General features: G+C 71.5%; 27 protein-coding genes. 16 read left to right on the top strand and 11 right to left on the bottom strand.

What is annotated here, in order from left to right; genetic code table 11:
* Nucleotides 1-24 precede the first annotated feature (24 nt).
* Nucleotides 25-684, top strand: coding sequence for a TetR/AcrR family transcriptional regulator (locus ORV05_RS17605; RefSeq protein WP_268759593.1), 660 nt, complete (start codon nt 25-27; stop codon nt 682-684).
* A gap of 181 nt (nt 685-865) precedes the next feature.
* Here ORV05_RS17605 and ORV05_RS17600 read toward each other — a convergent pair whose 3' ends face one another.
* The gene (locus ORV05_RS17600) at nt 866-1,324 is read right to left on the bottom strand and encodes a nucleoside deaminase (protein WP_268759592.1); all 459 of its coding nucleotides are present in this window, start codon (nt 1,322-1,324) and stop codon (nt 866-868) included.
* A gap of 40 nt (nt 1,325-1,364) precedes the next feature.
* Nucleotides 1,365-1,736: a MerR family transcriptional regulator gene (locus ORV05_RS17595; RefSeq protein WP_268759797.1), complete on the bottom strand. Its 372-nt coding sequence runs from the start codon at nt 1,734-1,736 to the stop codon at nt 1,365-1,367.
* 113 nt (nt 1,737-1,849) lie between these two features.
* Between ORV05_RS17595 and ORV05_RS17590 the strand changes: the two genes are divergently transcribed.
* Entirely contained in the window at nt 1,850-2,923 is a 1,074-nt protein-coding gene (locus ORV05_RS17590) for an alkene reductase (protein WP_268759591.1), read from the top strand.
* An 87-nt stretch (nt 2,924-3,010) separates the two neighbouring features.
* Here ORV05_RS17590 and ORV05_RS17585 read toward each other — a convergent pair whose 3' ends face one another.
* On the bottom strand, nt 3,011-3,772 hold the full coding sequence (locus ORV05_RS17585; RefSeq protein ID WP_268759590.1) for a DeoR/GlpR family DNA-binding transcription regulator: 762 nt from the start codon (nt 3,770-3,772) through the stop codon (nt 3,011-3,013).
* A gap of 303 nt (nt 3,773-4,075) precedes the next feature.
* Between ORV05_RS17585 and pfkB the strand changes: the two genes are divergently transcribed.
* The 7 genes from pfkB to ORV05_RS17550 all read left to right on the top strand — a co-directional run bounded on the left by pfkB (nt 4,076) and on the right by ORV05_RS17550 (nt 10,126).
* Nucleotides 4,076-5,011 (top strand): 1-phosphofructokinase, encoded by a 936-nt coding sequence (gene pfkB / locus ORV05_RS17580; protein WP_268759589.1) that lies wholly within the window; start codon nt 4,076-4,078, stop codon nt 5,009-5,011.
* Between the two features lie 92 nt (nt 5,012-5,103).
* The gene (gene mtlA, locus ORV05_RS17575; RefSeq protein ID WP_268759588.1) at nt 5,104-6,216 is read left to right on the top strand and encodes a mannitol-specific PTS transporter subunit IIC; all 1,113 of its coding nucleotides are present in this window, start codon (nt 5,104-5,106) and stop codon (nt 6,214-6,216) included.
* 34 nt (nt 6,217-6,250) lie between these two features.
* A complete protein-coding gene (locus tag ORV05_RS17570; RefSeq protein ID WP_268759587.1) occupies nt 6,251-6,559 on the top strand; it encodes a PTS lactose transporter subunit IIB in 309 nt (102 codons plus the stop codon).
* Nucleotides 6,549-7,004 (top strand): PTS sugar transporter subunit IIA, encoded by a 456-nt coding sequence (locus ORV05_RS17565; RefSeq protein WP_268759586.1) that lies wholly within the window; start codon nt 6,549-6,551, stop codon nt 7,002-7,004. The genes ORV05_RS17570 and ORV05_RS17565 overlap by 11 nt, the downstream gene beginning before the upstream one ends.
* Entirely contained in the window at nt 7,001-8,059 is a 1,059-nt protein-coding gene (locus tag ORV05_RS17560; protein WP_268759585.1) for a zinc-dependent dehydrogenase, read from the top strand. Before ORV05_RS17565 ends, ORV05_RS17560 begins: the two co-directional genes overlap by 4 nt.
* 31 nt (nt 8,060-8,090) lie before the next feature.
* Nucleotides 8,091-9,749, top strand: a complete 1,659-nt coding sequence (gene ptsP, locus ORV05_RS17555; protein ID WP_268759584.1) for a phosphoenolpyruvate--protein phosphotransferase — start codon at nt 8,091-8,093, stop codon at nt 9,747-9,749.
* A 92-nt stretch (nt 9,750-9,841) separates the two neighbouring features.
* Nucleotides 9,842-10,126, top strand: coding sequence for an HPr family phosphocarrier protein (locus ORV05_RS17550; protein ID WP_268759583.1), 285 nt, complete (start codon nt 9,842-9,844; stop codon nt 10,124-10,126).
* Nucleotides 10,127-10,274: 148 nt separating this feature from the next.
* Here ORV05_RS17550 and ORV05_RS17545 read toward each other — a convergent pair whose 3' ends face one another.
* Nucleotides 10,275-11,390 (bottom strand): epoxide hydrolase family protein, encoded by a 1,116-nt coding sequence (locus ORV05_RS17545; RefSeq protein ID WP_268759582.1) that lies wholly within the window; start codon nt 11,388-11,390, stop codon nt 10,275-10,277.
* Nucleotides 11,391-11,520: 130 nt separating this feature from the next.
* The gene (locus ORV05_RS17540; protein WP_268759581.1) at nt 11,521-12,132 is read right to left on the bottom strand and encodes a TetR/AcrR family transcriptional regulator; all 612 of its coding nucleotides are present in this window, start codon (nt 12,130-12,132) and stop codon (nt 11,521-11,523) included.
* A 170-nt stretch (nt 12,133-12,302) separates the two neighbouring features.
* On the opposite strand from ORV05_RS17540, the gene ORV05_RS17535 reads away from it, so the two are divergent.
* Nucleotides 12,303-13,055: an SDR family oxidoreductase gene (locus ORV05_RS17535; RefSeq protein ID WP_144590430.1), complete on the top strand. Its 753-nt coding sequence runs from the start codon at nt 12,303-12,305 to the stop codon at nt 13,053-13,055.
* Nucleotides 13,052-13,831, top strand: a complete 780-nt coding sequence (locus ORV05_RS17530; protein ID WP_268759580.1) for an SDR family oxidoreductase — start codon at nt 13,052-13,054, stop codon at nt 13,829-13,831. Before ORV05_RS17535 ends, ORV05_RS17530 begins: the two co-directional genes overlap by 4 nt.
* Nucleotides 13,832-13,912: 81 nt before the next feature.
* Here the strand turns inward: ORV05_RS17530 and ORV05_RS17525 are convergent, their stop codons facing one another.
* Genes ORV05_RS17525 through ORV05_RS17510 form a run of 4 tightly spaced genes read right to left on the bottom strand, consistent with a single transcriptional unit; the run spans nt 13,913 to nt 17,758 of the window.
* On the bottom strand, nt 13,913-15,610 hold the full coding sequence (locus ORV05_RS17525; RefSeq protein ID WP_268759579.1) for a sodium/solute symporter: 1,698 nt from the start codon (nt 15,608-15,610) through the stop codon (nt 13,913-13,915).
* Nucleotides 15,607-15,957 carry a hypothetical protein gene (locus tag ORV05_RS17520; RefSeq protein WP_268759578.1) on the bottom strand — a complete coding sequence of 117 codons (351 nt, stop codon included), beginning with the start codon at nt 15,955-15,957 and terminating at the stop codon, nt 15,607-15,609. Before ORV05_RS17520 ends, ORV05_RS17525 begins: the two co-directional genes overlap by 4 nt.
* A complete protein-coding gene (locus ORV05_RS17515) occupies nt 15,954-16,733 on the bottom strand; it encodes a LytR/AlgR family response regulator transcription factor (protein ID WP_268759577.1) in 780 nt (259 codons plus the stop codon). The genes ORV05_RS17520 and ORV05_RS17515 overlap by 4 nt, the downstream gene beginning before the upstream one ends.
* Nucleotides 16,730-17,758: a sensor histidine kinase gene (locus ORV05_RS17510; RefSeq protein WP_268759576.1), complete on the bottom strand. Its 1,029-nt coding sequence runs from the start codon at nt 17,756-17,758 to the stop codon at nt 16,730-16,732. Before ORV05_RS17510 ends, ORV05_RS17515 begins: the two co-directional genes overlap by 4 nt.
* Before the next feature lie 160 nt (nt 17,759-17,918).
* Here ORV05_RS17510 and acs point away from each other — a divergent pair, with 160 nt between their 5' ends.
* Nucleotides 17,919-19,907: an acetate--CoA ligase gene (gene acs, locus ORV05_RS17505; RefSeq protein WP_268759575.1), complete on the top strand. Its 1,989-nt coding sequence runs from the start codon at nt 17,919-17,921 to the stop codon at nt 19,905-19,907.
* A gap of 56 nt (nt 19,908-19,963) precedes the next feature.
* Nucleotides 19,964-20,599, top strand: a complete 636-nt coding sequence (locus tag ORV05_RS17500) for an acetate uptake transporter (protein WP_268759574.1) — start codon at nt 19,964-19,966, stop codon at nt 20,597-20,599.
* On the opposite strand, the gene ORV05_RS17495 is transcribed toward ORV05_RS17500, so the two are convergent.
* Nucleotides 20,556-21,941: an MFS transporter gene (locus tag ORV05_RS17495; protein ID WP_268759573.1), complete on the bottom strand. Its 1,386-nt coding sequence runs from the start codon at nt 21,939-21,941 to the stop codon at nt 20,556-20,558. The two genes, ORV05_RS17500 and ORV05_RS17495, sit on opposite strands and share 44 nt — an antisense overlap.
* A 15-nt stretch (nt 21,942-21,956) precedes the next feature.
* The gene (locus tag ORV05_RS17490; RefSeq protein ID WP_268759572.1) at nt 21,957-22,802 is read right to left on the bottom strand and encodes a TIGR03619 family F420-dependent LLM class oxidoreductase; all 846 of its coding nucleotides are present in this window, start codon (nt 22,800-22,802) and stop codon (nt 21,957-21,959) included.
* Nucleotides 22,803-22,864: 62 nt separating this feature from the next.
* Here ORV05_RS17490 and ORV05_RS17485 point away from each other — a divergent pair, with 62 nt between their 5' ends.
* From ORV05_RS17485 to ORV05_RS17475, 3 genes are read left to right on the top strand one after another with little or no spacing between them, the layout of a single operon-like run.
* On the top strand, nt 22,865-23,752 hold the full coding sequence (locus ORV05_RS17485) for a LysR family transcriptional regulator (protein WP_268759571.1): 888 nt from the start codon (nt 22,865-22,867) through the stop codon (nt 23,750-23,752).
* Between the two features lie 29 nt (nt 23,753-23,781).
* On the top strand, nt 23,782-24,369 hold the full coding sequence (locus ORV05_RS17480) for a TetR/AcrR family transcriptional regulator (protein WP_144587655.1): 588 nt from the start codon (nt 23,782-23,784) through the stop codon (nt 24,367-24,369).
* Nucleotides 24,370-24,394: 25 nt separating this feature from the next.
* Entirely contained in the window at nt 24,395-24,541 is a 147-nt protein-coding gene (locus ORV05_RS17475; protein ID WP_268759570.1) for a hypothetical protein, read from the top strand.
* Nucleotides 24,542-24,627 lie beyond the last annotated feature (86 nt).

Raw genomic sequence — 24,627 nt, 5'->3', positions numbered from 1 at the left:
GCGCAACCCCTAGCTAGGAGTGCTTTGACCACGCCAGCGCGAGAACCGCAGCAGGAACGCAGCCGGACCACCCGGCGGCGGCTGATCGAAGCCGCCGTCGAGTGTCTCGGCGATCTCGGCTGGAGTGGAACGACGGTGGCGGTGGTCGCGCAGCGGGCCGGGGTTTCCCGCGGCGCGGCCCAGCACCACTTCCGCACCAGGGAGGATCTGGTGACGGCGGCCGTCGAGTACCTGAGCGAGGTGCAGATGAGCCTCCTGCGCGACTACGCGGACACCCTTCCCGCGGGGGGATCCCGCATCGAACCCGTCGTCGACATGCTGCTCAACCTCTACGCCGGGCCGATGTTCCGCGCCGCGCTGCACCTGTGGGTCGCGGCCTCCACGGACGAGGCCCTGAAGTCGGTGCTCGTGCCGCTGGAGGCCCGCGTCGGCCGGGAGGCGCACCGCCTCGCACTGGAACTGCTCGGCGTGCGCGAATCCCACCCGGGGGTGCGGGAACTCGTCCAGGCCACCTTGGACCTCGCACGGGGGCTGGGGCTGGCCAACCTGCTCACCGACGACACCCGGCGTCGGCGCAACATCGTGCGTCAGTGGGCGCGCGTGCTGGGGGACGCGCTGCCGGAACCCGGGCCGATGCCCGTACGCCTCGCGGGAGCCGAAGCCACCCGCCCGGCCTCGCCCTGAGGGGCTGGCAAGGTCCGGCCGGTGCGAGGCTGAGTCCCATCCTCGTGCGCTTGTGTCCCACGCTGGTGCCCGGCCCTGGCCGGGCGCTCACCCAGCCCGAAGGGAGACCTCGAGCCGCTGAAGGTGGGACACACCCCTGACCAGGGCTGGGGTTAGCCGTTCACGGCACGCCGCAGGCGAGCTAGGGAGTGTCGGCGCCGATGTCTTCGAACCAGAGGTCCGGGTGCCGGGCGATGAACTCCGTCATGAGCGCGATGCACGCGGGGTCGTCGAGGACGGTGATCCGGGTGCCGTGCTCGGCGAGCCAGTCGTGGCCGCCGGAGAAGGTCCTGGCCTCGCCGATGACCACGTGGGAGATGCCGAACTGCCGGACCAGTCCACTGCAGTACCAGCAGGGGGAGAGCGTGGTCACCATCACGGTGTCGCGGTAGTGCCTGCGGCGGCCCGCGTTGCGGAAGGCCGCGGTTTCGGCGTGCATCGACGGGTCGTCGTCCTGCACCCGGCGGTTGTGCCCGCGCCCGAGCAGTTCACCGTCCACTGTGAACAGCGCTGCTCCGATCGGGACCCCGCCCTCCGCGCGGCCCGCCAGTGCTTCGGCGCGGGCGACGTCGAGCAGGTGACTGGGGTCGAAGGTTCCCATCGCCCCACCCTAACCCGCTCACCCCCGGTGTCCCAGTGTCTCAGCGTGACGTGTTCAGGGCTTCCCGATGTGCTCGCGCCGTGGCCATGAGGCCGTCGAGTGCGTCGCGAGTGCGGACGAGGTCGGCGATGTGCCGGGAGAGCCGGTCGCGCTCGGCCGCCATCCGCTCCAGAGCGGCGTCGGCGGTCTCGGTGCTCGGCGCGTCGACGCACGGCAGAAGGTCGGCAATGGTGCGGCTGGACAGGCCCGCGGCGTACAGCCGCTGGATGAACGCCACCCGCTCGACCGCGTAGTCGGTGTACTGCCGCTGCCCGCTCGCGCTGCGGACACTGGACAGCAACCCCTGCTCTTCGTAGTACCGCACCGAGCGGACACTGACCCCGGCCCGTGCGGCGAGTTCCCCGATGCGCATCCGTCCTCCGGCTGTGACCCGCGCCATCAAACCTTGCCTCTGACGTCAATGTCAGGTTTTAGCGTAGCAGCGTGCCCAGGAACCTGGTGGGCGGATTGCGAAGGAGTTTTGACGTGACAAGCCTTTTCGCCGGATACCGGCTCGGCGGCCTCGCGCTGCCCAACCGCGTGGTGATGGCCCCGATGACGCGGGTCCGGGCGGCCGCCGGCGGTCTGGCGACGCCCTCGATGGCGGCCTACTACGCCCAGCGGGCGACCGCCGGGCTGATCGTGTCGGAGGGCGTGCAGCCGAGCCTGATCGGGCAGTCGAACCCGGGGACGCCGGGCCTGCACACCGACGAGCAGGTCGCCTCGTGGCGTCCGGTGACCGACGCCGTGCACGTCAACGGCGGGCGGATCTTCGCCCAGATCATGCACGGCGGGCGGGTCTCGCATCCCGCCACCACCGGCCTGCAGCCGGTGGGGCCATCGGCCGTCGCGGCCGCCGGCGACGTGTTCACCCCGGCCGGACCGCAGCCCGCGCCGGTCCCGCGTGCCCTGGACACCGCCGAGGTGCCCGAGCATGTCCAGTCCTACGCCGAGGCCGCCCGGCGCGCCATCGACGCCGGTTTCGACGGCGTGGAACTGCACGGCGCCAACGGCTACCTGATCTCGCAGTTCCTGTCCTCGAACGCCAACCTGCGCACGGACCGCTACGGGGGTTCGGTGGCCAACCGCATCCGGTTCGCCGTCGAGGCGGTTGCCGCGACCGCCGGCGCGGTCGGCGGGGCCAGGACCGGTATCCGCCTCTCCCCGGGCGGGACGTTCTGGGGCGTCGAGGAAAACGACGTCCCCGAGCTGTACGCCGCGCTGCTGGGCGAACTGGCCCGTCTGGACCTCGCCTACGTGCACCTCGAAGCCACCGCCGACGAGGACGTGCTGCTCGGCCTGCGCCGGGCGTGGCCGGGCACGCTGATCATGAACCCGGTGCTGCCGATGGGGCCGAAGCAGGCCGACCGGGCCGGGGCCGACCACTGGCTGGGGCTCGGAGCGGACCTCATCAGCTTCGGGCGCGCCTTCATCGCCAACCCCGATCTCGTCGAGCGCCTGCGGGCCGGGCACCCGCTCGCCCCCGTCGACGAGACCACCTACTACCAGGGCGGCGACGCGGGCTATCTCACCTACCCCGCCTACCAGCACACGGCCTGACCCCACCGGGCCGTGCTCCCGGAGCCGTGAAGGGTCCCTTCACAGTCGATACGACTGTGAAGGGCCTTCACGGCATAACGCCCGAGGTCACGCGGTCAGGACGGTGACGCCTTCCCGTTCGATCTCGGCGGCCACCGCCGGGTCGATCCCGCTGTCGGTGATGAAGGTGTCCACAACGGACAGTTCGGCGAACCGGGCGAAATGGTCGTTGCCCACCTTGGTGTGGTCGGCGAGCAGGACCACGCGGCGGGCACCGGCGATCGAGGCGCGCTTGACCATCGCCTCCGCCGGGTCCGGGGTGGTGAGACCGCGCTCGACGGAGAGGCCGTTGGTCGCCATGAAGGCCACCTCGACGAAGGTCTCGCTCAGCGCGTGCAGGGCCCAGGAGTCGACCGACGCGAGCGTGCGGGCCCGCAGCCTGCCGCCGACCAGCATCACCGTGAGGCTGGGGCGCTTGGACAGGGTCAGGGCGATGTTCACCGAGTTCGTGACGACCGTGAGGTCGCAGTCGATCGGCAGGGCCTCGGCCAGGTGCGCGGTGGTCGTCCCGGCGTCGAGCAGGATCGCGCCTTCCGACGGCAGTTCGGCGAGCGCGGCCTTGCCGATGCGCTTCTTCTCCGCCGTCATGACGCTTTCGCGGGTGGTGAACGCCGGTTCGAAACCCAGCCGTTCGATGGGGATCGCCCCGCCGTGCACGCGGCGGAGCGATCCGTGGCGCTCCAGGGTGGTGAGGTCGCGGCGGATGGTTTCGGTGGTCACCGCGAACTCGCCCGCGAGTTCGGCCACGTCCACCCGGCCGCGCGAGCGGGCCCGCTCGAGGATCAGCTGCTGACGCTCTTCCGCGTACATCGCGAACCCCGCCCATGTCGTTCTGTGTTGCTGGTGATGTCAGTTTATGTGGGATCACCTGCGGAAGGCAACGCAGGGTGGTCGTCCGGTCTCGACCGCCGCGCCTGGTACGTGTTCTGCGATATGGCTTTGTGTTGGTTCTTCGGCTTCGGGGGTGCCAGTAGTTCTGCCTGCTACGGCGGCAAACCTGGGGCTTGATGGGGGCGGAGGGTGCTCACGTGACCAAAGTGAGACTTGTAAACGCAGGCGAACGCAGGCAATATCACTCAAACCAAAGTGGTCCTCGGCGGAGGTGTGCGGAACGTGTTCGTGACCCTGACGGCGAACCCGAGCGTCGACCGGACGGTCGAGGTCGACCGGATCATCCGGGGCGGCCTTCACCGGGCCACGGGCGCGCGCGTCCAGCCGGGCGGCAAGGGCATCAACGTCGCGCGCGCACTGGTGCGCAACGGGTTCAAGGCCCGCGCCGTGGTCCCCGCCGGAGGACCCGAGGGCGACCAGCTGATCACCCTGCTGCGGGACTACAACATCGACGTGGTCCGGGTCCGGACCGCGGAGCCGGTGCGCAGCAACGTCAGCCTCGTCGAACCGGACGCGACCGTGACGAAGGTGAACGAGAGCGGCCCGCACCTGTCCGGCCGGGAGCTGGAGGCACTCTGCGACGCCCTGTTGTCCCATGTGGACGACGCGGAATGGGTGGTGGCGGCGGGAAGTCTGCCGCCGGGCGCCGGCGAGGACTTCTACGCGGAGCTGATCGCGCGGCTGGCCCCGACCGGCGTCAAGGTCGCCGTCGACACCAGCGGCCCGGCCTTCCGGACCTCGGTGAAGGCCGGGCCCGCGCTGGTCAAGCCGAACCTCGACGAACTCGAGGAAGCGGTCGGCCGTCCGCTCGACACCGTCCGGGACGTCGTCGACGCCGCACAGGAAGTCCGCGCGCTCGGCGCGGGAACCGTTCTCGCCAGTCTGGGCGGCAAGGGGGCCGTACTGGTGGAGGATGCGGGTGTCTGGCACGCCACCGCCTCGGCCGAGCCGCGCAGTTCGGTCGGCGCCGGCGACGCGATGCTCGCCGGTTTCCTGGCGGCAGGGGGGAGTGGTCCGCAGGCGCTGGCCACCGCCGTCGCCTGGGGTGCGGCCGCGGTGTCGCTCCCCGGGAGCACGATGCCGGGTCCCGAAGACGTGGGGGCCCGGCGGGTCCGGGTGGACCCGCGTCCGAAGTGGACTGAGAAGGTCCGCGAATAGCGTTGCGGCGCAAGGCGAGCCGCATCGGCCCGCTCACCGCCATCGGCTGATGGCGATCCCCTCACCACCCCCTCCAGAAAAGGAAGCCAACGATGACTACCACTACGGAGCGCGAAGAGGAAGCCACGCCCTCGAGGGCGGAACGCGCGCGGGTCGCGATCCAGCGGTTCGGCGGCCAGCTCGCCGGTATGGTCATGCCGAACATCGGTGCGTTCATCGCCTGGGGCCTGATCACCGCGCTGTTCATCCCCAGCGGCTGGACGCCCAACGCGCACGTGGCCGTGCTGGTCGACCCGATCATCAACTTCCTGCTGCCGGTCCTGATCGGCTACACCGGTGGCCGGATGGTCCACGGCCAGCGCGGTGCGGTCGTGGGCGCGGTGGCCACGGTCGGCATCGCCGTCGGTGCGTCGATCCCGATGTTCCTCGGCGCGATGATCGTCGGTCCGCTGGGCGGCTTCCTGATCAAACTGTGGGACGAGAAGGTCGGCAGCCGGACCGCGCCGGGCTTCAAGATGCTCGTCGACAACTTCAGCGCCGGCATCATCGGCGGCCTCATGGCCGTGCTGGGCAACCTGGGCATCGGCCCGGTGGTGCAGGGCATCACCAAGGCGCTCGGCAGCGGTGTGCAGGCCCTGATCGACGCCCACCTGCTGCCGCTGGTCTCGATCCTGGTCGAGCCGGCCAAGGTGCTTTTCCTCAACAACGCGATCAACCACGGCGTGCTCAGCCCGCTGGGGGTGGCCGCCGCCCTCCACGACGGCAAGGCGATCGAGTTCCTCATCGAGCCGAACCCGGGGCCCGGCCTCGGCATCCTGCTGGCTCTGACGTTCTTCGGCGCCCGCACCGCGCGCGCCACCGCGCCGGGCGCCATCGTCATCCAGTTCCTCGGCGGCATCCACGAGATCTACTTCCCGTACATCCTGGCGACCCCGCGCCTGATCCTCGCCGCGATCGCCGGTGGCGCCTCCGGTGTCGCCGTGTTCAGCCTGACCGGCGCGGGACTGACGGCGACGCCCTCGCCGGGCAGCATCATCGCGGTCCTCGCGGTGACGCCGAAGGGCGGCTATTTCGGCGTCGTCGCCGGTGTCGTCGTAGCGGCCGCGGTCGCGTTCATCGTCGCGGCGGCACTGCTCAAGTTCGGCCGGGACGCCCGGCGGGAAGAACGCGCCGCGGCCGTCGCGGCCGGTGGCCCGGTGGCATGACGATCATCGCCGATCGAAGGAAGGGAACACGGGAATGAGCAGCATCGAAGGCACCGAAGTCAGGAAGGTCATCATCGCCTGCGACGCCGGCATGGGCAGCAGCGTGATGGTGGCGTCCCAGCTGGCCAAGCGGCTGAAGCCCTACTCCGTCAAGGTGGAGCACACGCCGGTCAACGAGATTCCGGCCGACGCCCAGGTCGTGCTGTGCCAGAGCACACTGGTGAGCCGGGCCCGCAAGGCCAACTCCTCGGCCGTGATCCTGGGCTTCCAGAGTTTCCTCGGCGACCCGGTGTTCGACCGGGTCGAGCAGGCGATCCGGGACGGCGGTTCCCTTGCCGACTGACGCCGCCATCCTCAGCGCCGGATCGGTGCTCATCGGCTGTACCGCCCCCGACCGGGAGGACGCGATCACCCAGGTCGGCCGCAAACTCCTCGCGCTGGGGGCGGTGGAGCCGGAGTACCTGGACGCGATGCACGAACGTGAGCGCTCCGTCTCGACCTACGTCGGCGAAGGGGTCGCGATTCCGCACGGTACCGACGAGTCCCGCCGGTTCGTGAAGCGGACCGCACTGGCGGTCCTCCAGTTCCCGGACGGGGTCGACTGGGACGGCAACGATGTCCGGCTCTGTGTCGGCATCGCGGCCAAGGGATCGGAGCAGGTCGGGATCCTCTCGTCGCTGGCCCGGATCCTGATGGACGGCGAGCGGGCCCGGCAGCTGCGTGAAGCACCGGACGCCGACACGATCCTGCGAGTGTTGAACGAAATGGACGAGGAGTTCCCCTCATGAAGGTGGCACGTTTCTACGCGCCGGGCGACCTGCGGGTCGAAGACGCCGACGAACCGGCGCCGGGCCCGGACGAGATCAAGATCCGGGTGCACAACACGTCGACGTGCGGCACGGACCTGAAGATCTTCCGGCACGGGCACCACCACATCGACCCGCCGCGCGTGATCGGCCACGAGATCGCCGGTGAGGTCGTCGAAGCGGGTTCGGACGTCTCCGGATGGGTGCCGGGCGACCGGGTCCAGGTCATCGCCGCGATCCCGTGCGGCGAGTGCCGCCAGTGCCGCCGCGGCTTCCCGACGATCTGCCCCAACCAGCTTTCGATGGGCTACCACTTCGACGGCGGGTTCGCGGAGTACATGATCGTCCCGCACCGGGTGCTGCGCGTCGACGGGGTCAACCGGATCCCGGACGGGGTCAGCTACGCGGAGGCCTCGGTCGCCGAGCCGCTCGCGTGCGTCCTCAATGGACAGACCTTCGCCCAGGTCGGCGACGGCGACGTCGTCGTGGTCGTCGGGGCGGGCCCGATCGGCTGCCTGCACGTGCGGCTGGCGCGGGCCAGGGGTGCCTCCGCGGTCTACCTGGTCGAGCTGAACCGGCGCCGCCTCGACATGGCGGCCGGCCTGGTCAAGCCGGACGCCGCGATCTGCGGCGCCGAGGTCGACCCGGTGGCCGCGATCCTCGAGCTCACCGGTGGCGACGGCGCCGACGTGGTCATCACGGCCGCGGCGGCGGGCAAGGCGCAGGAGGACGCGCTGAAGATGACCGCGCGCCGCGGCCGGATCAGCTTCTTCGGCGGCCTGCCGAAGGACAACCCGATCATCGCGTGCGATTCCAACCTGGTGCACTACCGTGAGCTGACCATCTACGGCGCGAACGGGTCCAGTCCGGAGCACAACCGCCAGGCGCTCGAGCTGATCTCGACGGGCAAGGTCCGGGTCGAGGACCTGATCACCCACCACCTGCCGCTGCCGGAGGTGCTGCGCGCGATCGACATCGTCAGCAGTGGCGAAGCGATCAAGGTGACCATCGAGCCGGGTGCGACCGGCGCCGCCTGAGCGAGGGACCCGGACGAGGAGGTGACCAGAGGTGGCTGACGAACTGCGCGGAAACCCGGCGAGCCCCGGCACGGCCGCCGGGCCGGTGGTGCGGCTGACCCCTCCTCCCGTGCTGCCGGAGGCCTGGGACGTCCCGGCGGCACCGGAAGAGGAGCTGGCGGCCGCGTCCGAAGCGCTCGACACGGCGGTGGCGGACCTGGAACAGCGCGCCGCTTCGGTGACCGGCGAGTCGAAGTCCATCATGGACACCCAGATCGCCATGGCACGGGATCCTTCCCTGCGGACGGGGATCCGGGCGGCGGTGCACAACGGCAGGCCGGCGGCGTGGGCGATCCACGACGCGTTCGGCAGGCACATCGCGGCACTGGAGAGCCTCGGCGGCTACCTCGGGGACCGGGCGGCCGACCTGATCGACATCCGGGACCGGGCGATCGCCGCCGCACTGGGCCTCGCCCCGCCGGGCATCCCCGCGGTGGACGGGGCGTTCGTGCTGGTCGGCCAGGACATCGCCCCGGCCGACACGGTGCTGCTCGACCCGGCGAAGGTGGTCGGCATCGTCACGGAGAAGGGCGGGCCGACCAGTCACACGGCGATCGTCGCCCGGGCGCTGGGCATCCCCGCCGTGGTCGGCTGCGCTGGTGCCGCGGGCCTGGCGGACGGGCAGACGGTCGCCCTCGACGGCACCCGCGGCACGGTGATCGTCGACCCGAGCGAGGACCACGTCCGCCGGATCGCGGCGGATTCCGCCGCGCTGAGCGAAAAACTCGCCCGGCACCGCGGCCCCGGCGCCACCGCGGACGGCCATCCGGTCAAGCTGCTGCTCAACGTCGGCGGCGCGGGCGGGGCGGCCGCGGCCGCCGCGGCCGACGCCGAAGGGGTCGGGCTGTTCCGCACCGAGTTCCTGTTCCTGGACCGGACGGAAGCCCCGACGATCAAGGAGCAGCGGGCCGCCTACGGGGCCGTGCTGCGCGGCTTCGCCGGCCGTCCCGTCGTGATCCGCACGCTGGACGCCGGTGCCGACAAGTTCGTGCCGTTCGCGAACACCGGCGACGAGCCGAACCCGGCGCTCGGCGTCCGCGGCTACCGCGTCGGCGTGCGCAATCCGGAGCTGCTCACCGCGCAGCTGGAGGCCATCAGCCTGGCGGCCGCCGACCACGACGCGGACGTGCGGGTGATGGCCCCGATGATCGCGACGCCGGCGGAGGCCGCGGCGTTCTGCGAGCTCGCCCGGTCGTACGGGATCGGTTCGGCAGGCGTGATGATCGAGGTACCCGCGGCGGCCATCCGGGCCGCGGACATCCTGGCGGAGGCCGACTTCGTCAGCATCGGCACCAACGACCTCTCGCAGTACACCTACGCCGCGGACCGGCTGCTGGGCGAGCTGGGGGAGCTGCTGGATCCCTGGCAGCCGGCGTTGCTGGCGCTCGTGGCGAACGTCGCCGCGGCGGCGCGCGACGCCGGCAAGAACGCCGGCATCTGCGGCGAGGCGGCCAGCGACCCCGGCCTGGCGCCGGTGTTCGCCGGCCTGGGGATCGGCAGCCTGTCGATGTCGGTGTCCGCCGTCCCCGCGGTGCGCGCCGCGCTGAAGGACTACACGGCCGGGCAGTGCGCGATCCTGGCCCGCGAAGTGCTGTCCGCGCCCGACGCGCCGACGGCGCGGAAGATCGCGGAGGAGTTTCCGGCCGATTAGAAATCGCGCGGCCGTTCCGTAAGGCCGCCCGGAATCGCATTTCACAAAATCACGACACCAGCCGCGCGTTTTCGCGAGAGGGGAATTTCTCGATGTCCAGTAGGAAAGTGGTGATCGGCTCGCCCGTCGGGCTGCACGCCCGGCCGGCGAAGCTGCTCGCGGACCTCGCGGGGCGCCAGCCGGTACCGGTGAAGATCGGCCGGAGCGAGGAGGGGCTGGTGGACGCCGCCAGCATTCTGGCGGTGATGGCACTCGGCGTCCGCGGCGGCGAAGAGGTGCTGCTGACGGCGGAAGGCGAAGGCGCGGAGGAAGCGGTGACCGAGATCGCGGCACTGCTGGCCCGCGATCTCGACTCCGCCGGGCAGCAGGCCGGCTGACCTCGCCTCCCGCGGGCACTTTCCGTGAGGGGAACGGCACTCCTGGGACCGGGGGTGTGCCCTCAAGGTGGCCTTGAGGGCGTTTATGACCCTGAAGGCGACCTTCAGGGCATCCCGCCCCGGCCCCAGGGTGGGACAGCGCTCGGGTCTAAGCGGGCAGGTGGTGGAAGAACGTGCGGACGTCTTCGGCTAGGAGGTCGGGCTCCTCCATGGCCGCGAAGTGGCCGCCGCGGTCGAACTCCGTCCAGTGCACGAGCGGGAAGCGCCGCTCGGCGAGGGACCGGATGGGCGGCGAGATCTCCTTGGGGAACACCGCCACCCCCAGCGGCACCGGCAGGGGTTCCTGGCGGACCCACACCATCGTCGGTTCCTTGTACAGGCGGGCGGAGGAGCCCGCGGTGCCGGTCAGCCAGTAGATCATCACGTTGGTCAGCAGCTGGTCGCGGTCCACCGCGCCCTCGGGCAGTTCCGGGGTGTCGGTCCAGCGCTGGAAGCAGTCCACGATCCACGCCAGCTGTCCCACCGGCGAGTCGTGCAGCGCGTAGGCCAGGGTCTGCGGGCGGGTGGACTGGATCTTCATGTACCCGGACAGCTCACGCAGGTACCGTTCGCGGCCGCCCAGCCGCTGCCGGTCCCGCTCGCTCAGGTCCGCCACCTCGGCCGGGTCCCCGCTGGGGACGGTGGACAGCATGTTGACGTGCACCCCGGCGACCTCCTCGGGTGCGGCGCGGCCGAGTTCGAGGGAGATCAGCGAGCCCCAGTCGCCGCCCTGGGCGCCGTAGCGGCGGTAGCCGAGCCGGCGCATCAGCTCGGCCCAGGCCCGGGCGATGCGCTCGACGTTCCAGCCGGTCTCGGTGGTGGGCCCGGAAAAGCCGTAGCCCGGGATCGACGGGAGCACCAGGTGGAAGTCCCGCGACAGCGGCTCGATCAGTTCGAGGAACTCGGCCACCGAGCCCGGCCAGCCGTGCGTGATGATCAGCGGCAGGGCGTCCTCGCGGGCGGAACGGACGTGCAGGAAGTGGATCTCCTGCCCGTCGATCCGGGTGGTGAACTGCGGAAACGTGTTCAACCGCCGTTCGTGGCGGCGCCAGTCGTAGGAGTGCTGCCAGTACTCGGTCAGGTCCCGCAGGTACCCCAGCGGGACGCCGTAGTCCCAGCCGGTCCCCGGCAGCTGGTCGGGCCAGCGCGTCAGGTCCAGCCGGGCGTGCAGATCGTCCAGCTGGGACTGCGGGATGTCGACGCGGAAGGGTGCGATCAGGCTCATGAACCGACCGTAGGGCCGCCTGCGGCCGGAAACCGTCCTCAATCGCGGCACTTTTCCGGGGGGAGGAGGTTACCGACCGCTTAGTATGTGGGGTAGCGTGTCCGTCGTGGCAAGGACGCTGTGCGGAACGTCAGACGGTGGCGCCGAGCATGCGCAGCACCAGGTCGCCGTACTCGCGGCCCAGCACCTTGGGCGTCTTGCCGGTGCGGCTGCTGTACCAGCGCGCCACGTCCACCCCGAGCGAGAGCACCGCGCGCGCCGCCGTGCGCAGGTCGGTCACGGTGAACACGCCCTCCTCGACGCCGTCGGCGATCACGTCGCGCACCAGGTGCTCGATGCGGCGGCGCAGGTCGGCGACCTCGGCGTACTCCTTCTCCGGCAGCGCCTGCAGCTCGTACTGCACCACGCGGGCCACGGTGTGCCGCCGCGCGTGCCAGGCGACGAAGTCCTCGACGATGCCGCGCATGCGCTCCTTGGCGCCGCCACCTCCGGTGGCGACGCTCTCTACGAGTTTGAGCGTCTGCTCGTGCCCGCTGTGACTGATCGCGAACAGCAGGGCCGCCTTGGACGGGAAGTGGACGTACAGCGCCGCGGGACTCATCCCCGCGGCGGCCGCGATGTCGCGGGTCGTGGTCGCGTGGTAGCCGCGGTCGGCGAAGGACTCGACGGCGGCCAGCATCAGCCGGCGGGCCGCGTCCGGCTGCACGTTCGGCCAGAGTTCGGCGGACAGCGAGGTGGTCATCGCGAGATCCTCCCAGGATCGGGCCGCTTCGTGGCGGACTTGACACGGCGGTCCGGCTGCCCACAGTGTAAGCGGGCGCTTAGCACTGTGGTCCTCCGGCGCGGGCCGAGTCTTCACGACTGCCGGGACGGCAGCCGGGTAACCCAACGGATCGGACAGGAGAGAGCAGAGTGAACTCGTTCAAAGACCGCGTGGCGATCGTGACCGGGGCCAGCCGTGGCATCGGTCTCGGCATCGCCCGCGAACTGGTGCAGCGCGGGGCGAAGGTGTGCATCACCGCCCGCAAGCCGGAGCCCCTGGCCGAGGCCGTGAACGAGCTGGGCGGCCCCGGTGTGGCCATCGCCGTGCCGGGCAAGGCCGACGACCCCGCCCACCAGGACGAGGCCGTCGCCAAGACCATCGAGGCGTTCGGGCGCCTGGACATGCTGGTCAACAACACCGGCATCAACCCCGTCTACGGCCCCACCCTCGACATCGACCCCGAGGCCGCCGCCAAGATCCTCGCCGTGAACGTGCTGGCTCCGCTGGCGTGGACCAAGCGGGCGCGCGACGCCTGGATGGGCGAACACGGCGGTTCCGTGGTCAACGTCGCCTCGATCGCCGGGCTGCGGGCCTCGCCGGGCATCGGCATGTACGGCGTGAGCAAGGCGGCCCTGATCCGCCTGACCCAGGAGCTCGCCGTCGACCTCGGGCCGAAGATCCGGGTCAACGCGGTCGCCCCCGCCGTGGTCAAGACCAAGTTCGCCACCGCGCTCTACGAAGGCCGTGAGGAGCAGGTCGCCGCGGCCTACCCGCTCAAGCGGCTCGGGATGCCCGAGGACATCGCCGGCGCGGTCGCCTTCCTGCTGTCCGACGACGCGGGCTGGGTGACCGGGCAGACGATCGTGCTCGACGGCGGCGTCACCCTCGGCGGTGGCCTGTGAACCTCGACGGTGCCGGGGTCGTGATCACCGGCGGTGGCGGCGGGATCGGCGGGGCGCTCGCGCGGCGCTTCGCCGCCGCGGGAGCCCGGCTGGTCGTCGCCGACCTCGACGGGGACGCGGCGGCCAGGGTGGCCGCCGAGGTCGGCGGCGTGCCCGTCGCCGGGGATGCCGCCTCCGAGGAGGGCGTCGAGCGGCTGATCGCGGCCGCGAAGGCCGAGCTCGGCGCGATCGACCTGTTCTGCGCCAACGCCGGAATCGCGCCGTCCGGCGGGCCGGAGGCCCCGGAGGAGACCTGGGCGCGCGCGTGGGACATCAACGTCATGGCGCACGTGCGGGCGGCCCGGCTGCTGCTGCCGGACTGGCTCGAGGCCGGGCGCGGGCACTTCCTCGCCACCGTGTCCGCGGCGGGCCTGCTCACCAGCCTCGGCTCGGCGCCGTACGCGGTGACCAAACACGGTGCGCTCGCGTTCGCCGAATGGCTGTCGGCCACCTACCGGCACCGCGGGATCACCGTGCAGGCGGTCTGCCCGCAGGGCGTGCGGACCGCCATGCTCGCCGAAAGCGGCCCCGGCGGTCAGCTGATCATGGGTCCGTCGGCGATCGAACCCGGGCAGGTGGCCGACGAGGTGATGAAGGCGTTCGAGGACGGGCGCTTCCTGATCCTGCCGCACCCCGAGGTCGCCGGTTTCTACGCGACCAGGGCCACCGACACCGACCGGTGGCTCGGCGGCATGAACAAACTGCAGCAGAAGGTCGAGCAGCTCCCCGCGCAGTGAGCCGGTTCGCTCGACTGCCGTGAAGGGTCCCTTCACAGTCGTATCGACTGTGAAGGGACCTTCACGGCCGCCCTCAGGCCCTCACGGCACTGCGCGGGTCGCGGGGGCGGGGGCCGGGTCGTCGTCGAGGTGCAGGCGCAGCATCGCCAGCCGCGACCACGACGGCGGACGGCCCGAGGCGGATACCGCCACCATCACCGCGAACGCCAGCGGCACCGCCCACAGGGCCGGGCGCGCCACCAGCACCCCGGCCCAGCCGCCGGGAACGGGACCGGACAGGGCCAGCAGGATCGACCCGGACACGGCCACCAGCCCGGTCAGCACCCCGGCGATCGCCCCGGGCGCGGTCAGCCGCGGCCACCAGATGCCCAGCACCAGCAGCGGGCAGAAGGTGGCCGCGGCCACGGTGAAGGCCGAGGTCACCAGCACGTCGGCGTCCAGGCGGGCGGCGGGCAGCGCGAGCAGCACCACCCCGGCTGCGGCCAGCAGCACGCTGGTCCGCAGGGTGCGCAGACCGCCGGAGCCCAGGTCGTGCGCGAACGCGCCGGACACCACCAGCAGCAGGCCCAGCGAGGTGGCCAGGAAGGCGGAGAACGCGCCCGCGGTGAGCAGCGCGGTGAACGCCGAACCCACCCAGCCGGAGTCCACTTGGCTCGGCAGCGCCACCACGGCGGTGTCGGTGGCGCCGGTCAGGTACAGCTGCGGCACCAGCACCTTGCCCAGCAGCCCGTAGACGCCCGGTACCAGGTAGAACACGCTCAGCAGGCCGATGGTGATCGCCGCGGTGCGCCGCGCGGCCCGGCCGTCCGGGCTGGTGTGGAACCGCATGATCACATGCGGCAGCCCCATCGTGCCGAGCACGGTCGCGGCGAGCACGGACAGTGTGCCCAGCAGCGGATGGCCGCTGCCGCCCGCGTCCAGCAGGGGCCGCTCCCAGCCGGGCGCGCCCGGCAGGCGGCCGCCGTTCGCCTGCGGCACCGGTGCCCCCGCGAGGAACAGCACATGCTGCCCGGAACCCATTTCCCGCTCGCCCGGCGGCAGGACGTGGACGGTGCCGTCGCCGTCCCGCACCGGGGTGGGCTCCGACAGCCGGAGGGTGACGTTCACTTCGAAGGTGACCTCGGTGTCCTTCGGGAAGTGGGAGAACTCCACGGGGTGCACCGCTTCGTACCGGACCGCGGGGCCGACCTGCAGCACCAGCCACACCACCGGCACCACGAGCAGCACCAGTTTCAGCAGGAACTGGAAGGCCTGCACGTAGGTCGCCGCCCGCATCCCGCCGAGCGCGAGGGTCACGCTGACCGCGGTGCCCGCGATCACCACCCCCACCCAGTACGGGGTGCCGCTGACCATGCTGAGCACCAGGCCCGCGGTGCGGAACTGCGGGACGAGGTAGAGCACCCCGATCACCAGCACGGTGATCGCGGTGAGCCGCCGCAGCGCGGGTGAAGCCAGCCGCGCCTCGGCGAAGTCGGGCACGGTGAGCGCCCCGGAACGGCGCATCGGGGCCGCGACGAGGGCGAGCATCGCCAGGTACCCGGCGGTGAACCCGACCGTGTACCAGAGCGCGCCCACGCCGTCCTTGACCACCATCCCCGCCACGCCGAGGAACGACGCGGCCGAAAGGTATTCGCCGGACACGGCCGCGGAGTTGAGCACAGGGGAGATCCGGCGGGAGGCCACCAGGAAGTCCGAGGTGGTGCGCAGCGCCGCCACCCCGCGCACCCCGATGAGCAGGGTCGCCAGCACCACCGGCAGGACCGCGAGCGCGGCGATCACCGCCGGTCCTCGATCCGCTCCGCGCGGCGCAACTGCCACCAGCCCAGCGAAACCATGGCCGGGAACGGCGCGACGCCGAGCAGTACCCAGGACACCGGCAGGCCCAGCAGGCGCATCCGGTCGAGACCGGGCCACAGGGTGAAGGCCACCGGGAGCCCGAGCAGCAGCGCGGTCAGTGCCGCCAGCGTGACCGCGGCGAGAACCCGCTGACGCCGGTAGAGCTCCAGGGCGCGGCTCGTCTCCGCCGCGTCGAGCCGCCGCGCCCGCCAGGGCCGCCCGGAGCGGCGGTGCAGGTGGGCCAGACGCGTCTGCGGGCTGGTGACGGCCACCCTCCGGGGCCTGCTCACCGGCCCAGCTCGCCGCGCTGCGCCGCGCGCAGCAGTCGTTCCCGCAGCTCGCGGGCGTGCCGCCGGCTCACCGGGACGTCCCCGGCGCCGGTGTGGGCGAGCACCCCGCCCACCGAGTCGCTGCGCAGTTCCCGCACCGCGTGCAGGGCGACCAGGAATCCCCGGTGGACCCGGACGAATCCGCTGGGCTCCCAGTACTGCTCCAGCCGTGCCATCGGCATCCGCACCTCGTGGGTCCCGCCGAGCGTGTGCAGCCGCACGTAGTCGCCGCGCGCCTCGACGAACTGGACGTCGTCGCGGCGGACGTACCGCGTGCGGCCGCCTCCGTCCACCGCCAGTGCGGGCAGGCTGTCCACCGGGGGCGCGGGTGCGGCGGGGAGGACTCCCGAGGTCTCCGCGCGCAGGGCCTGCACCATCCGGTTCACCTTGGTCAGCGCGGCGGCGAGCCGCTCCGCCCTGATCGGTTTGAGCACGTAGTCGACGGCGCCGAGGCCGAAGGCGGTGACCGCGTGCCGATCGTAGGCGGTGACGAACACGATCACCGGGGGAGTGGCCAGTTTGGACAGCAGCGAGGCCAGTTCCAGCCCGTCCAGCCCCGGCATCGCGATGTCCAGGAAGGCCGCGTCGAACCGGCCCGCCTGCAGGCTCCTGACCGCGCCGAGCGGATCCCCGACCGCGGTCACCTCGGCGACCTCCGGCGCGGCGGACAGCATCCGGGTCAGCTCGTCGAGGGCGGGCGGGACGTCGTCCACGGCGAGTACGCGCAGGCCGCTCACGGCATCACTCCCGGCTGGAACCGGGGCACCCGCACGACGACCTTCGTGCCCGCGCCCATGGCCGTCTCCACCACGAGGCCGAACCACGGTCCGTACACGGTTCGCAGCCGACGGTCCACATTGGCCAGTCCGACGCTGCCGGGGCTGCCCCGCCCGGCGAGGATCGCGGCGGCGTGTTCCGGGTCCATGCCCACCCCGTCGTCCTCGACCGTGATCACGCAGTCGTTTCCTTCGGCTTCCCCGCGCACCAGCACGGTCCCGGTACCCGACCGCGGTTCGATGCCGTGCCGGATCGCGTTCTCCACCAGCGGTTCCAGCACCAGGTACGGCACCGCGACCGCGAGCACCTCGGGGGCGACCCGCACCTGCACCTGCAGCCGGCGGCCGAGCACCGCCTTCTGCAGGGCCAGATAGGTCTCGATCGCGTGGAACTCCTCCGCCAGCATCGTGTACTCGCTGTGGCGGGCGAGGCTGTGCCGGGTGTAGTCGGCGAAGTCCAGCATCAGTTCCCGGGCGCGGTCCGGTTCGGAGGTCACCAGCGAGGCGATGACGGTGAGCGCGTTGTAGACGAAGTGCGGGGACATTTCCGCCGACAGCGCCCGCAGTTCCGCCTGGGCCGCGTGGTCGGCCGAGGCCTCCAGCTTGCCGCGTTCCAACGCGTCCGCCACGAGGGCCGCGACCTCCCGCGCCGCTGCCGTTCGCACCGGCCCGGCCACCAGCAGCACTCCGGCGAGCTCGTCCCGGACCGGCAGGGGCAGTGCGAGCAGCGGAGGTTTCCCCTGCGGTGCCTCGGTTCGCAACACGTCCTGCACGAGGGAGGCGGCCTCCGGGCCCGGGGCAGGGGAACCGGACCACGTCACGGCACCGCCGAGGTCGGCGAACCCGGCCGCGTCGGCGCCGAGCAGGCGGCGGATCCGGCGCAGGGCCCGGCGGGCGGCGGGGGAGCCGATACCGGGCCGGACGTCGGAAGCCAGCCGCCGGGCCGCCGCGAGCGTACCCGCCGGGTCCGGTCTGGCCTGCAGCATGCACAACCCCATCACCGTCGACGGAAAGGATGGTTCGGAATTGTAGGTCGACGTTCGTCGACCACTCGTCCCGGGATTGCTACCACCCGTCGTGCGGACGGTGACCCGGGGCACATCCGGCCCCTATCGTCCCGACCCGCGACGAGTGAACAGGAGCGGCATGAGCAACGAGGCACAGTCGAATCCGGAGTCGAACGGACTGTCGAACCTGCTGTCCGAAGACCGGTCCTTCCCGCCGAGTGAGGTGTTCGCGGCGGGGGCGAATGCGGATGCGGGGTGGTATTCGCGGGCGGAGGCGGATCGGGATGCGTTCTGGGGGGAGCAGGCGCGGCGGTTGTCGTGGGAGACGGATTTCTCGCGGGTGGTGGATTGGTCGGGTGCGCCGTTTGCGAAGTGGTTCGTGGGCGGGAAGTTGAATGTGGCTTACAACTGTGTGGATCGGCATGTGGAGGCCGGGCACGGTGATCAGGTGGCGATCCACTGGGTGGGGGAGCCGGGTGATACGCGGGATATCACGTATGGGCAGTTGAAGGATGAGGTGTGCCGGGCGGCGAACGCGTTGGTGTCGTTGGGGGTGGGGTCGGGGGATCGGGTGGCGATCCAGTTGCCGATGATCCCGGAAGCGATCGTGGCGATGCTGGCGTGTGCGCGGATCGGGGCGTTGCACAGTGTGGTGTTCGGTGGGTTTTCCCCGGCGGCGTTGCGGTCGCGGGTCGATGATGCCCAGGCGCGGGTGGTGATCACCTCGGATGGGCAGTTCCGGCGGGGTAAGGCCGCGCCGATGAAGGCGAATGTGGATGAGGCGCTGGCGGGTGCGGAGTCGGTGCGCACGGTGGTGGTGGTGCGGCGTACCGGTGATGAGGTGCCGATGGATCCGGCGCGGGATGTGTGGTGGCACGAGCTGGTCGAGGGCCAGCCGGTGCAGCACACGCCGGAGGCGTTTGATGCCGAGCATCCGTTGTTCATCCTCTACACCAGTGGGACGACGGGGAAGCCGAAGGGGATCCTGCACACCTCGGGTGGGTATCTGACGCAGGTGGCCTACACCCATCATGTGGTGTTCGACCACAAGCCCGGGCAGGACGTGTACTGGTGCACCGCGGATATCGGGTGGGTGACCGGGCACTCCTACATCGTGTACGGGCCGTTGGCCAACCGGGCCACGCAGGTGGTGTACGAGGGCACGCCGAACACCCCGCACGAGGGGCGGCACTGGGAGATCATCCAGAACTACAAGGTGTCGATCTACTACACGGCGCCGACGCTGATCCGCACGTTCATGAAGTGGGGTGAGCAGATCCCCGCCGGGTACGACCTGTCGAGTCTGCGGGTGCTGGGGTCGGTGGGTGAGCCGATCAACCCGGAGGCGTGGATGTGGTACCGCGAGCACATCGGGGCCGGGAAGACCCCGATCGTGGACACCTGGTGGCAGACCGAGACCGGGGCGATCATGATTTCCCCGCTGCCCGGGGTGACCGCCACCAAACCCGGTTCCGCGCAGAAACCCCTGCCCGGGATCTCGGCCAAGGTCGTCGACGACACCGGTACCGAGGTCGGCCCCGGTGGCGGGGGCTACCTCGTGCTGGACAAGCCCTGGCCCGCCATGCTGCGCGGTATCTGGGGCGACGAACAGCGCTACCGCGAAACCTACTGGTCCCGCTTCGCCGAGCAGGGCTACTACTTCGCCGGGGACGGCGCCAAGTACGACGCCGATGGCGACATCTGGCTTTTGGGGCGGGTGGACGACGTGATGAACGTGTCCGGGCACCGCATCTCCACCACCGAGGTGGAATCCGCGCTGGTGTCCCACCCCACCGTGGCCGAGGCCGCCGTGGTCGGCGCGACCGATCCCACCACCGGGCAGGGCATCGTCGCGTTCGTCATCCTGCGCGGCAACGCCGCCGAAACCGGTGAGCAGGCCGTGCAGGAACTGCGCAACCACGTGGCCAAGGAAATCGGGCCCATCGCCAAACCCCGCCAGATCATGATCGTGCCCGAACTCCCCAAAACCCGCTCCGGCAAGATCATGCGCCGCCTCCTGCGCGACGTCGCCGAAAACCGCCAGATCGGCGACGTCACCACCCTCGCCGACAGCGCCGTCATGGACCTCATCTCCCAAGGCCTCAAAACCGGCAAAACCGAAGACTGACCCCCAACCGAAACCGAATCCGTCCATCCCGACAACGAAGTATGGGAGCGAAAATAATGACCGCAGTGGAAGAAATCCGGGAGACCGTGAGCGTTCCGGCGGCGGCCGTCGCCGACCCTGGCGCGCACATCGCGGACCCGGGGCCGCTGGGCCTGGCCGGGTTCGCGGCCACCACGTTCGTGCTGAGCTCGATCAATGCGGGGGTGGTGCCGAAGGCGATCGAGCCGGTGGTGCTGCCGCTGGCACTGTTCTTCGGCGGGTTCGCGCAGTTGCTCGCCGGGATGTGGGAGTTCCGCAAGAACAACACCTTCGGGGCCACCGCGTTCACCGCCTACGGGTCGTTCTGGCTCGCCTTCGCCTTCTACGTCTGGCAGTTCGCCGGGAAGATCCCGGCCGCGCAGGCGGCGACCGCCACCGGGATGTTCCTGCTGGTGTTCACCGTGTTCACCGCCTACATGACGATCGCCTCGCTGCGCACCTCGGTGGCGCTGGTCGCGGTGTTCTCCGTGCTGCTGCTGACGTTCGTGTGCCTCACGGCGGGCGAATTCTCCGGTGCGGCCGGGGTGGGCAAGCTCGGTGGCTGGCTGGGCCTGGCCACCGCGGTGCTGGCCTGGTACGCCTCCTTCGCCGGGGTGCTCAACGGCACCTTCAAGAAGACGGTGCTGCCGGTCGGGCCGCTGAGCGGCCGCTGATCCGCGACAGCCCCAGCCCCACCGCCGCCAGCAGGCAGGCACCCGCGGCGGTGAGGTAGGCCCGGTGGTAGCCGGGCAGGACGGCCGTGCTGGTGGCGCTCACCGCCACCAGCACGGCCACACCGACGCTCGCGCCGATCTGCTGCGCGGTCACGTTGACGGCCCCGGCGATCCCGTGCCGCGCGGGCTCGACGCCGGTGAGGGCGGCGGCGGTCATGGCGGGAAAGACGAGCCCCGTACCGAGCCCCATCACCACCAGTCCCGGCAGCATCGCCGTGGCGTACCCACTCCGCGGGCCGGTCGCGGCCCACAGTGCGATGCCCGCGCCGAGCAGGGCGAGCCCGGCGATCAGGAGCGGCCACGGCCCGGTCCGCGCGAGCAGGCGCCCGGTGAGGAACGTGGTGACGAGGAAGATCGTCGCCGACAGGGGAAGCACGGCGAACCCGGAGGCCACCGGGGAATAGCCCAGCACCGACTGGAAGTACAGCGGAGCGAAGAATTGCAGGCCGACCGCGGTGGTGTGGTTGAGGAAGGCGGCGATCCCGCCGGCCCGCACCGCAGCGGACCGGAACAGCGCCAGGGGCAGCAGGGGATGGCGCACGCGGCGTTCCCGCCGGACGAAGAACGCGAACAGCGGCAGGGCCACCGCCGACGGCGCGATCGCAGCCGGGTCGTGCCACCCGGCCTGCCCGGCGCGGGTCACCCCGAACACGGCGAGCACCAGCGCGCCGGTCACCGCCGCGGCACCGAGGAGATCGAGCGGTTGCCGCACACGGACGCCCGGCGGCAGCGCCGAGGGCGAGAGGGCGGCGAGGACCGCGCCCGAGGCGGCCAGCAGCAGCAGGACCGAGCGCCAGCCGAGCGCCTGGGTCAGCACACCGCCGAGCACGAACCCGCCGCTGCCCGCCGCCGCGCCCACCGCCGCGTAGGCGCCGAAGGCGCGCGCCCTGGCCGGTCCCGCCGGGAACACCTCGGCGATCAGCGCCAGCGCCGAGGGGCCCGACAGGGCGGCACCGAGCCCCTGCAGCGCCCGTGCGGCGATGAGGACCTCTTGCGCCGGGGCGAGCGCCCCGGCGAGCGCGGCGGCGGCGAACAGGCCGATTCCGGCCAGGAACACCGGTTTCCGTCCGAACACGTCGGCGGCCCGGCCGCCGAAGAGCAGGAATCCGGCGAAGCCGAGGGCGTAGGAGGTCATCACCCACTGCAGTGCGGTGCCGTCGAGGGAAAAGCGCGTTCCGATCGCGGGCAGCGCCGCGTTCATCACGTTGAGACCGCCGATGTCGAGGCCGAGCGAGCCGGTCAGCACCGCCAGCGCGACCCGGTCGCCTGCGTTTCTGGTCAAGGGTTCTTTCCCTTTTCAGCGCGGGAGATCCGCGTGTGCTTCGAGATGGCGGGCGATTTCGGCGGGGTCTTCCAGCGGCAGCGGGTAGATCAGCAGGCGGTCGACGCCGAGTGCGGCGTAGGAGCGGGCAGCCGCGTGGTCCACAGTGGACGACATCGGCATGAAGGTCACCTCGAGCCTGCCCAGCCGCGCCGGGCGCTCCACTTCGGACGCCGCCTTGGCCAGGCCGTCGAGCGCGGCCTGCGCGTCCGCGGGGGAGGACCCGTTGCCGATCCAGCCGTGTCCGCGTGCCACGGCTCGCCGGTAGGCCGCCGGGCTGTGCCCGCCGACCACGATGCGGGGCCCGCCGTCGCGGACCGGCCGCGGATGGGCGTCGATCCCGGCGAACGAAACATGCGTCCCGGTGAAGGCGGGCCGCTCGTCGAGCCACAGCGAGGCCATCGCGTCGAGGTGCTCGTCGGTGCGGCGGCCGCGTTCGCTCATCGGCACGCCGAGCGCGGCGAGTTCCGGTTCCAGGTAGCCCGCGCCGATCCCGAGGTGCACGCGGCCGCCGGACAGCACGTCCAGGCTGGCCACCTGCTTCGCCAGCACGAGGGGGTTGCGCTGGGGGAGGATGACGATCCCGGTGCCCAGCAGCATCCGCTCGGTCACCGCGGCCACGTAGGCGAGGTGCACCAGCGGATCGAGGATCGGATCGGTGGGGTCCATGGGGGTGTCCGGGGTGCTGGGGCTGGGCAGCACCACATGCTCGCCCGCCCACCACGAGTCGTAGCCCAATTCCTCAGCGCGCCGCGCCAGCTGGGCGGTGTGGCCGGGCGCGAGAGGGGCCTTGGCGTTCAGTCCGAAGACTCCGAGTTCCATGTGGGCGATCTTCGGGGCGGTCCGGGGCTGCCGTCCAAGACCTGTTGTTATAACCTTTGGTTATGGACATCCGGGTCCAGGACCTGCGGTACTTCGTGGCGGTCGCGGACGAACTGAGCTTCACCAGGGCCGCCGAGGCGCTGTTCGTGTCCCAGCCCGCACTGAGCAAGCAGATCCGGCGCCTGGAGGCGGCGCTGGGGGCGCGCCTGTTCGACCGGGACCGGCGCACCGTCGCGCTCACCGAGGCGGGAGCGGTGCTGCTTCCCCGTGCCCGGCAGATGGTGGGGACCTGGCGCGGTGCCGAGGCGGAGATCGCCGCACTGTCCGCCAGCCGCCGGACCACGCTCACCGTGGGGTTCCAGACCAGGATCGGCCGCGGGCTGATCCCGGCCATCACCACCCGGATGCGCCAGGCGCTGCCGGACTGGCGGCTGGTGTTCCGGCAGGTGCCCTGGCACGATCCCACGGTCGGCCTCGCCGGCGGCGACACCGACGTGGCGATCGCCTGGCTGCCCGTGCCCGACGGCGGTGCCTACGCCTGGAAGGTGGTCAGCACCGAGGAGCGCTGGGTGGCGCTGCCGGGCGGGCACCGGCTCGCGGAGCGGGACGTGGTGCCGTTTGGCGAACTGGAGGCGGAACCGTTCCTCGCGCTGCCCGTTTCGGCCGGGCCGATGCGCGACTTCTGGCTCGCCGCCGCGCAGCGGAAGGCACCGCCCCGGATCGCCGCGGAGGCCGGAACGGCCGAGGAAGCGCTGGAAGGGGTCGCCGCCGGTCTCGGCGTCACGCTCATCGCGGCGGGGAACGCGGAGATCTACCGCCGGGACGACGTGGTGTGTCGTCCGGTCGGGGGCCTGCCGCCGAGCCGGCTCGCCGTCGTGTGGCGCGCCGTCGACGAGCGCCCCGCGGTACGCCTGTTCGCCGAGGCCTGTGTGCGCTGCCTGTGCGCGTGAGCAGCGCCGGGCTCGCTTATGCTGGGCCGATGGTCCGTGACCCGTCCGAGGATTCCGTGCCCCGCCGCCTGCTGTCGGCGGCCACGAAGCTGTTCGCCCAGCGGGGCTTCGACCGGACCTCGGTGCAGGAGATCGTGTCGGCCGCCGGGGTGACCAAGGGGGCGATGTACCACTACTTCGGCTCCAAGGACGACCTGCTGTCGGAGATCTACGGGCGGGTGCTGCGCCTGCAGACCGAGCAACTGGAGAAGGTGGCCGCGACCGAGGCGCCGGTGCGGGAGCGGCTGCGGCAGGCCGCGACCGACGTGGTCACCAGCACGATCGAGAACCTCGACGACACGACGATCTTCCTGCAGTCAATGCACCAGCTCAGCCCGGACAAGCAGAACGCGGTGCGTTCCGAGCGGCGCCGCTACCACGAACGGTTCCGTTCGCTGATCGAGGAGGGGCAGCGGGAAGGGCAGTTCCGCACCGACAAGCCCGCCGACATCGTGGTCGACTTCTTCTTCGGCTCGGTGCACCACCTGGGTTCGTGGTACCGCAGCAGCGGCCGTCTTTCCGCGCGGCAGGTGGGGGAGCACTACGCCGATCTGCTTCTCGACGCCCTCCGTCCCTGACTTTTCGAGGATCACCGGCCTCGCCGTGCTCGACGATCTGGCCGCCGACCTCGTGCGCACCGAGCCCGCGAGCCTCGTCGGCCCGTCCTGGGAGCTGACCGACCGAGACGACGCGATGCGCCAGGCACAGCGGGTTACCGCGCCCGCCCGGTCCTTGGCTCGCTCGGTGTAGACCACCCGGAGCAGCGCCCGGTCCGCGATCCGCTCGACCTGACCCGACCCCTGGGTCTCGACTTCGGCCATACCGCACAGCAAACC

Origin of the sequence: Amycolatopsis cynarae (genome assembly GCF_026802195.1) — a bacterium.
Lineage (GTDB): Bacteria > Actinomycetota > Actinomycetes > Mycobacteriales > Pseudonocardiaceae > Amycolatopsis_E > Amycolatopsis_E rhizosphaerae.
The sequence above is the reverse complement of the archived record's forward strand: the minus strand, read 5'-3'. Positions and strand labels throughout refer to the sequence as shown.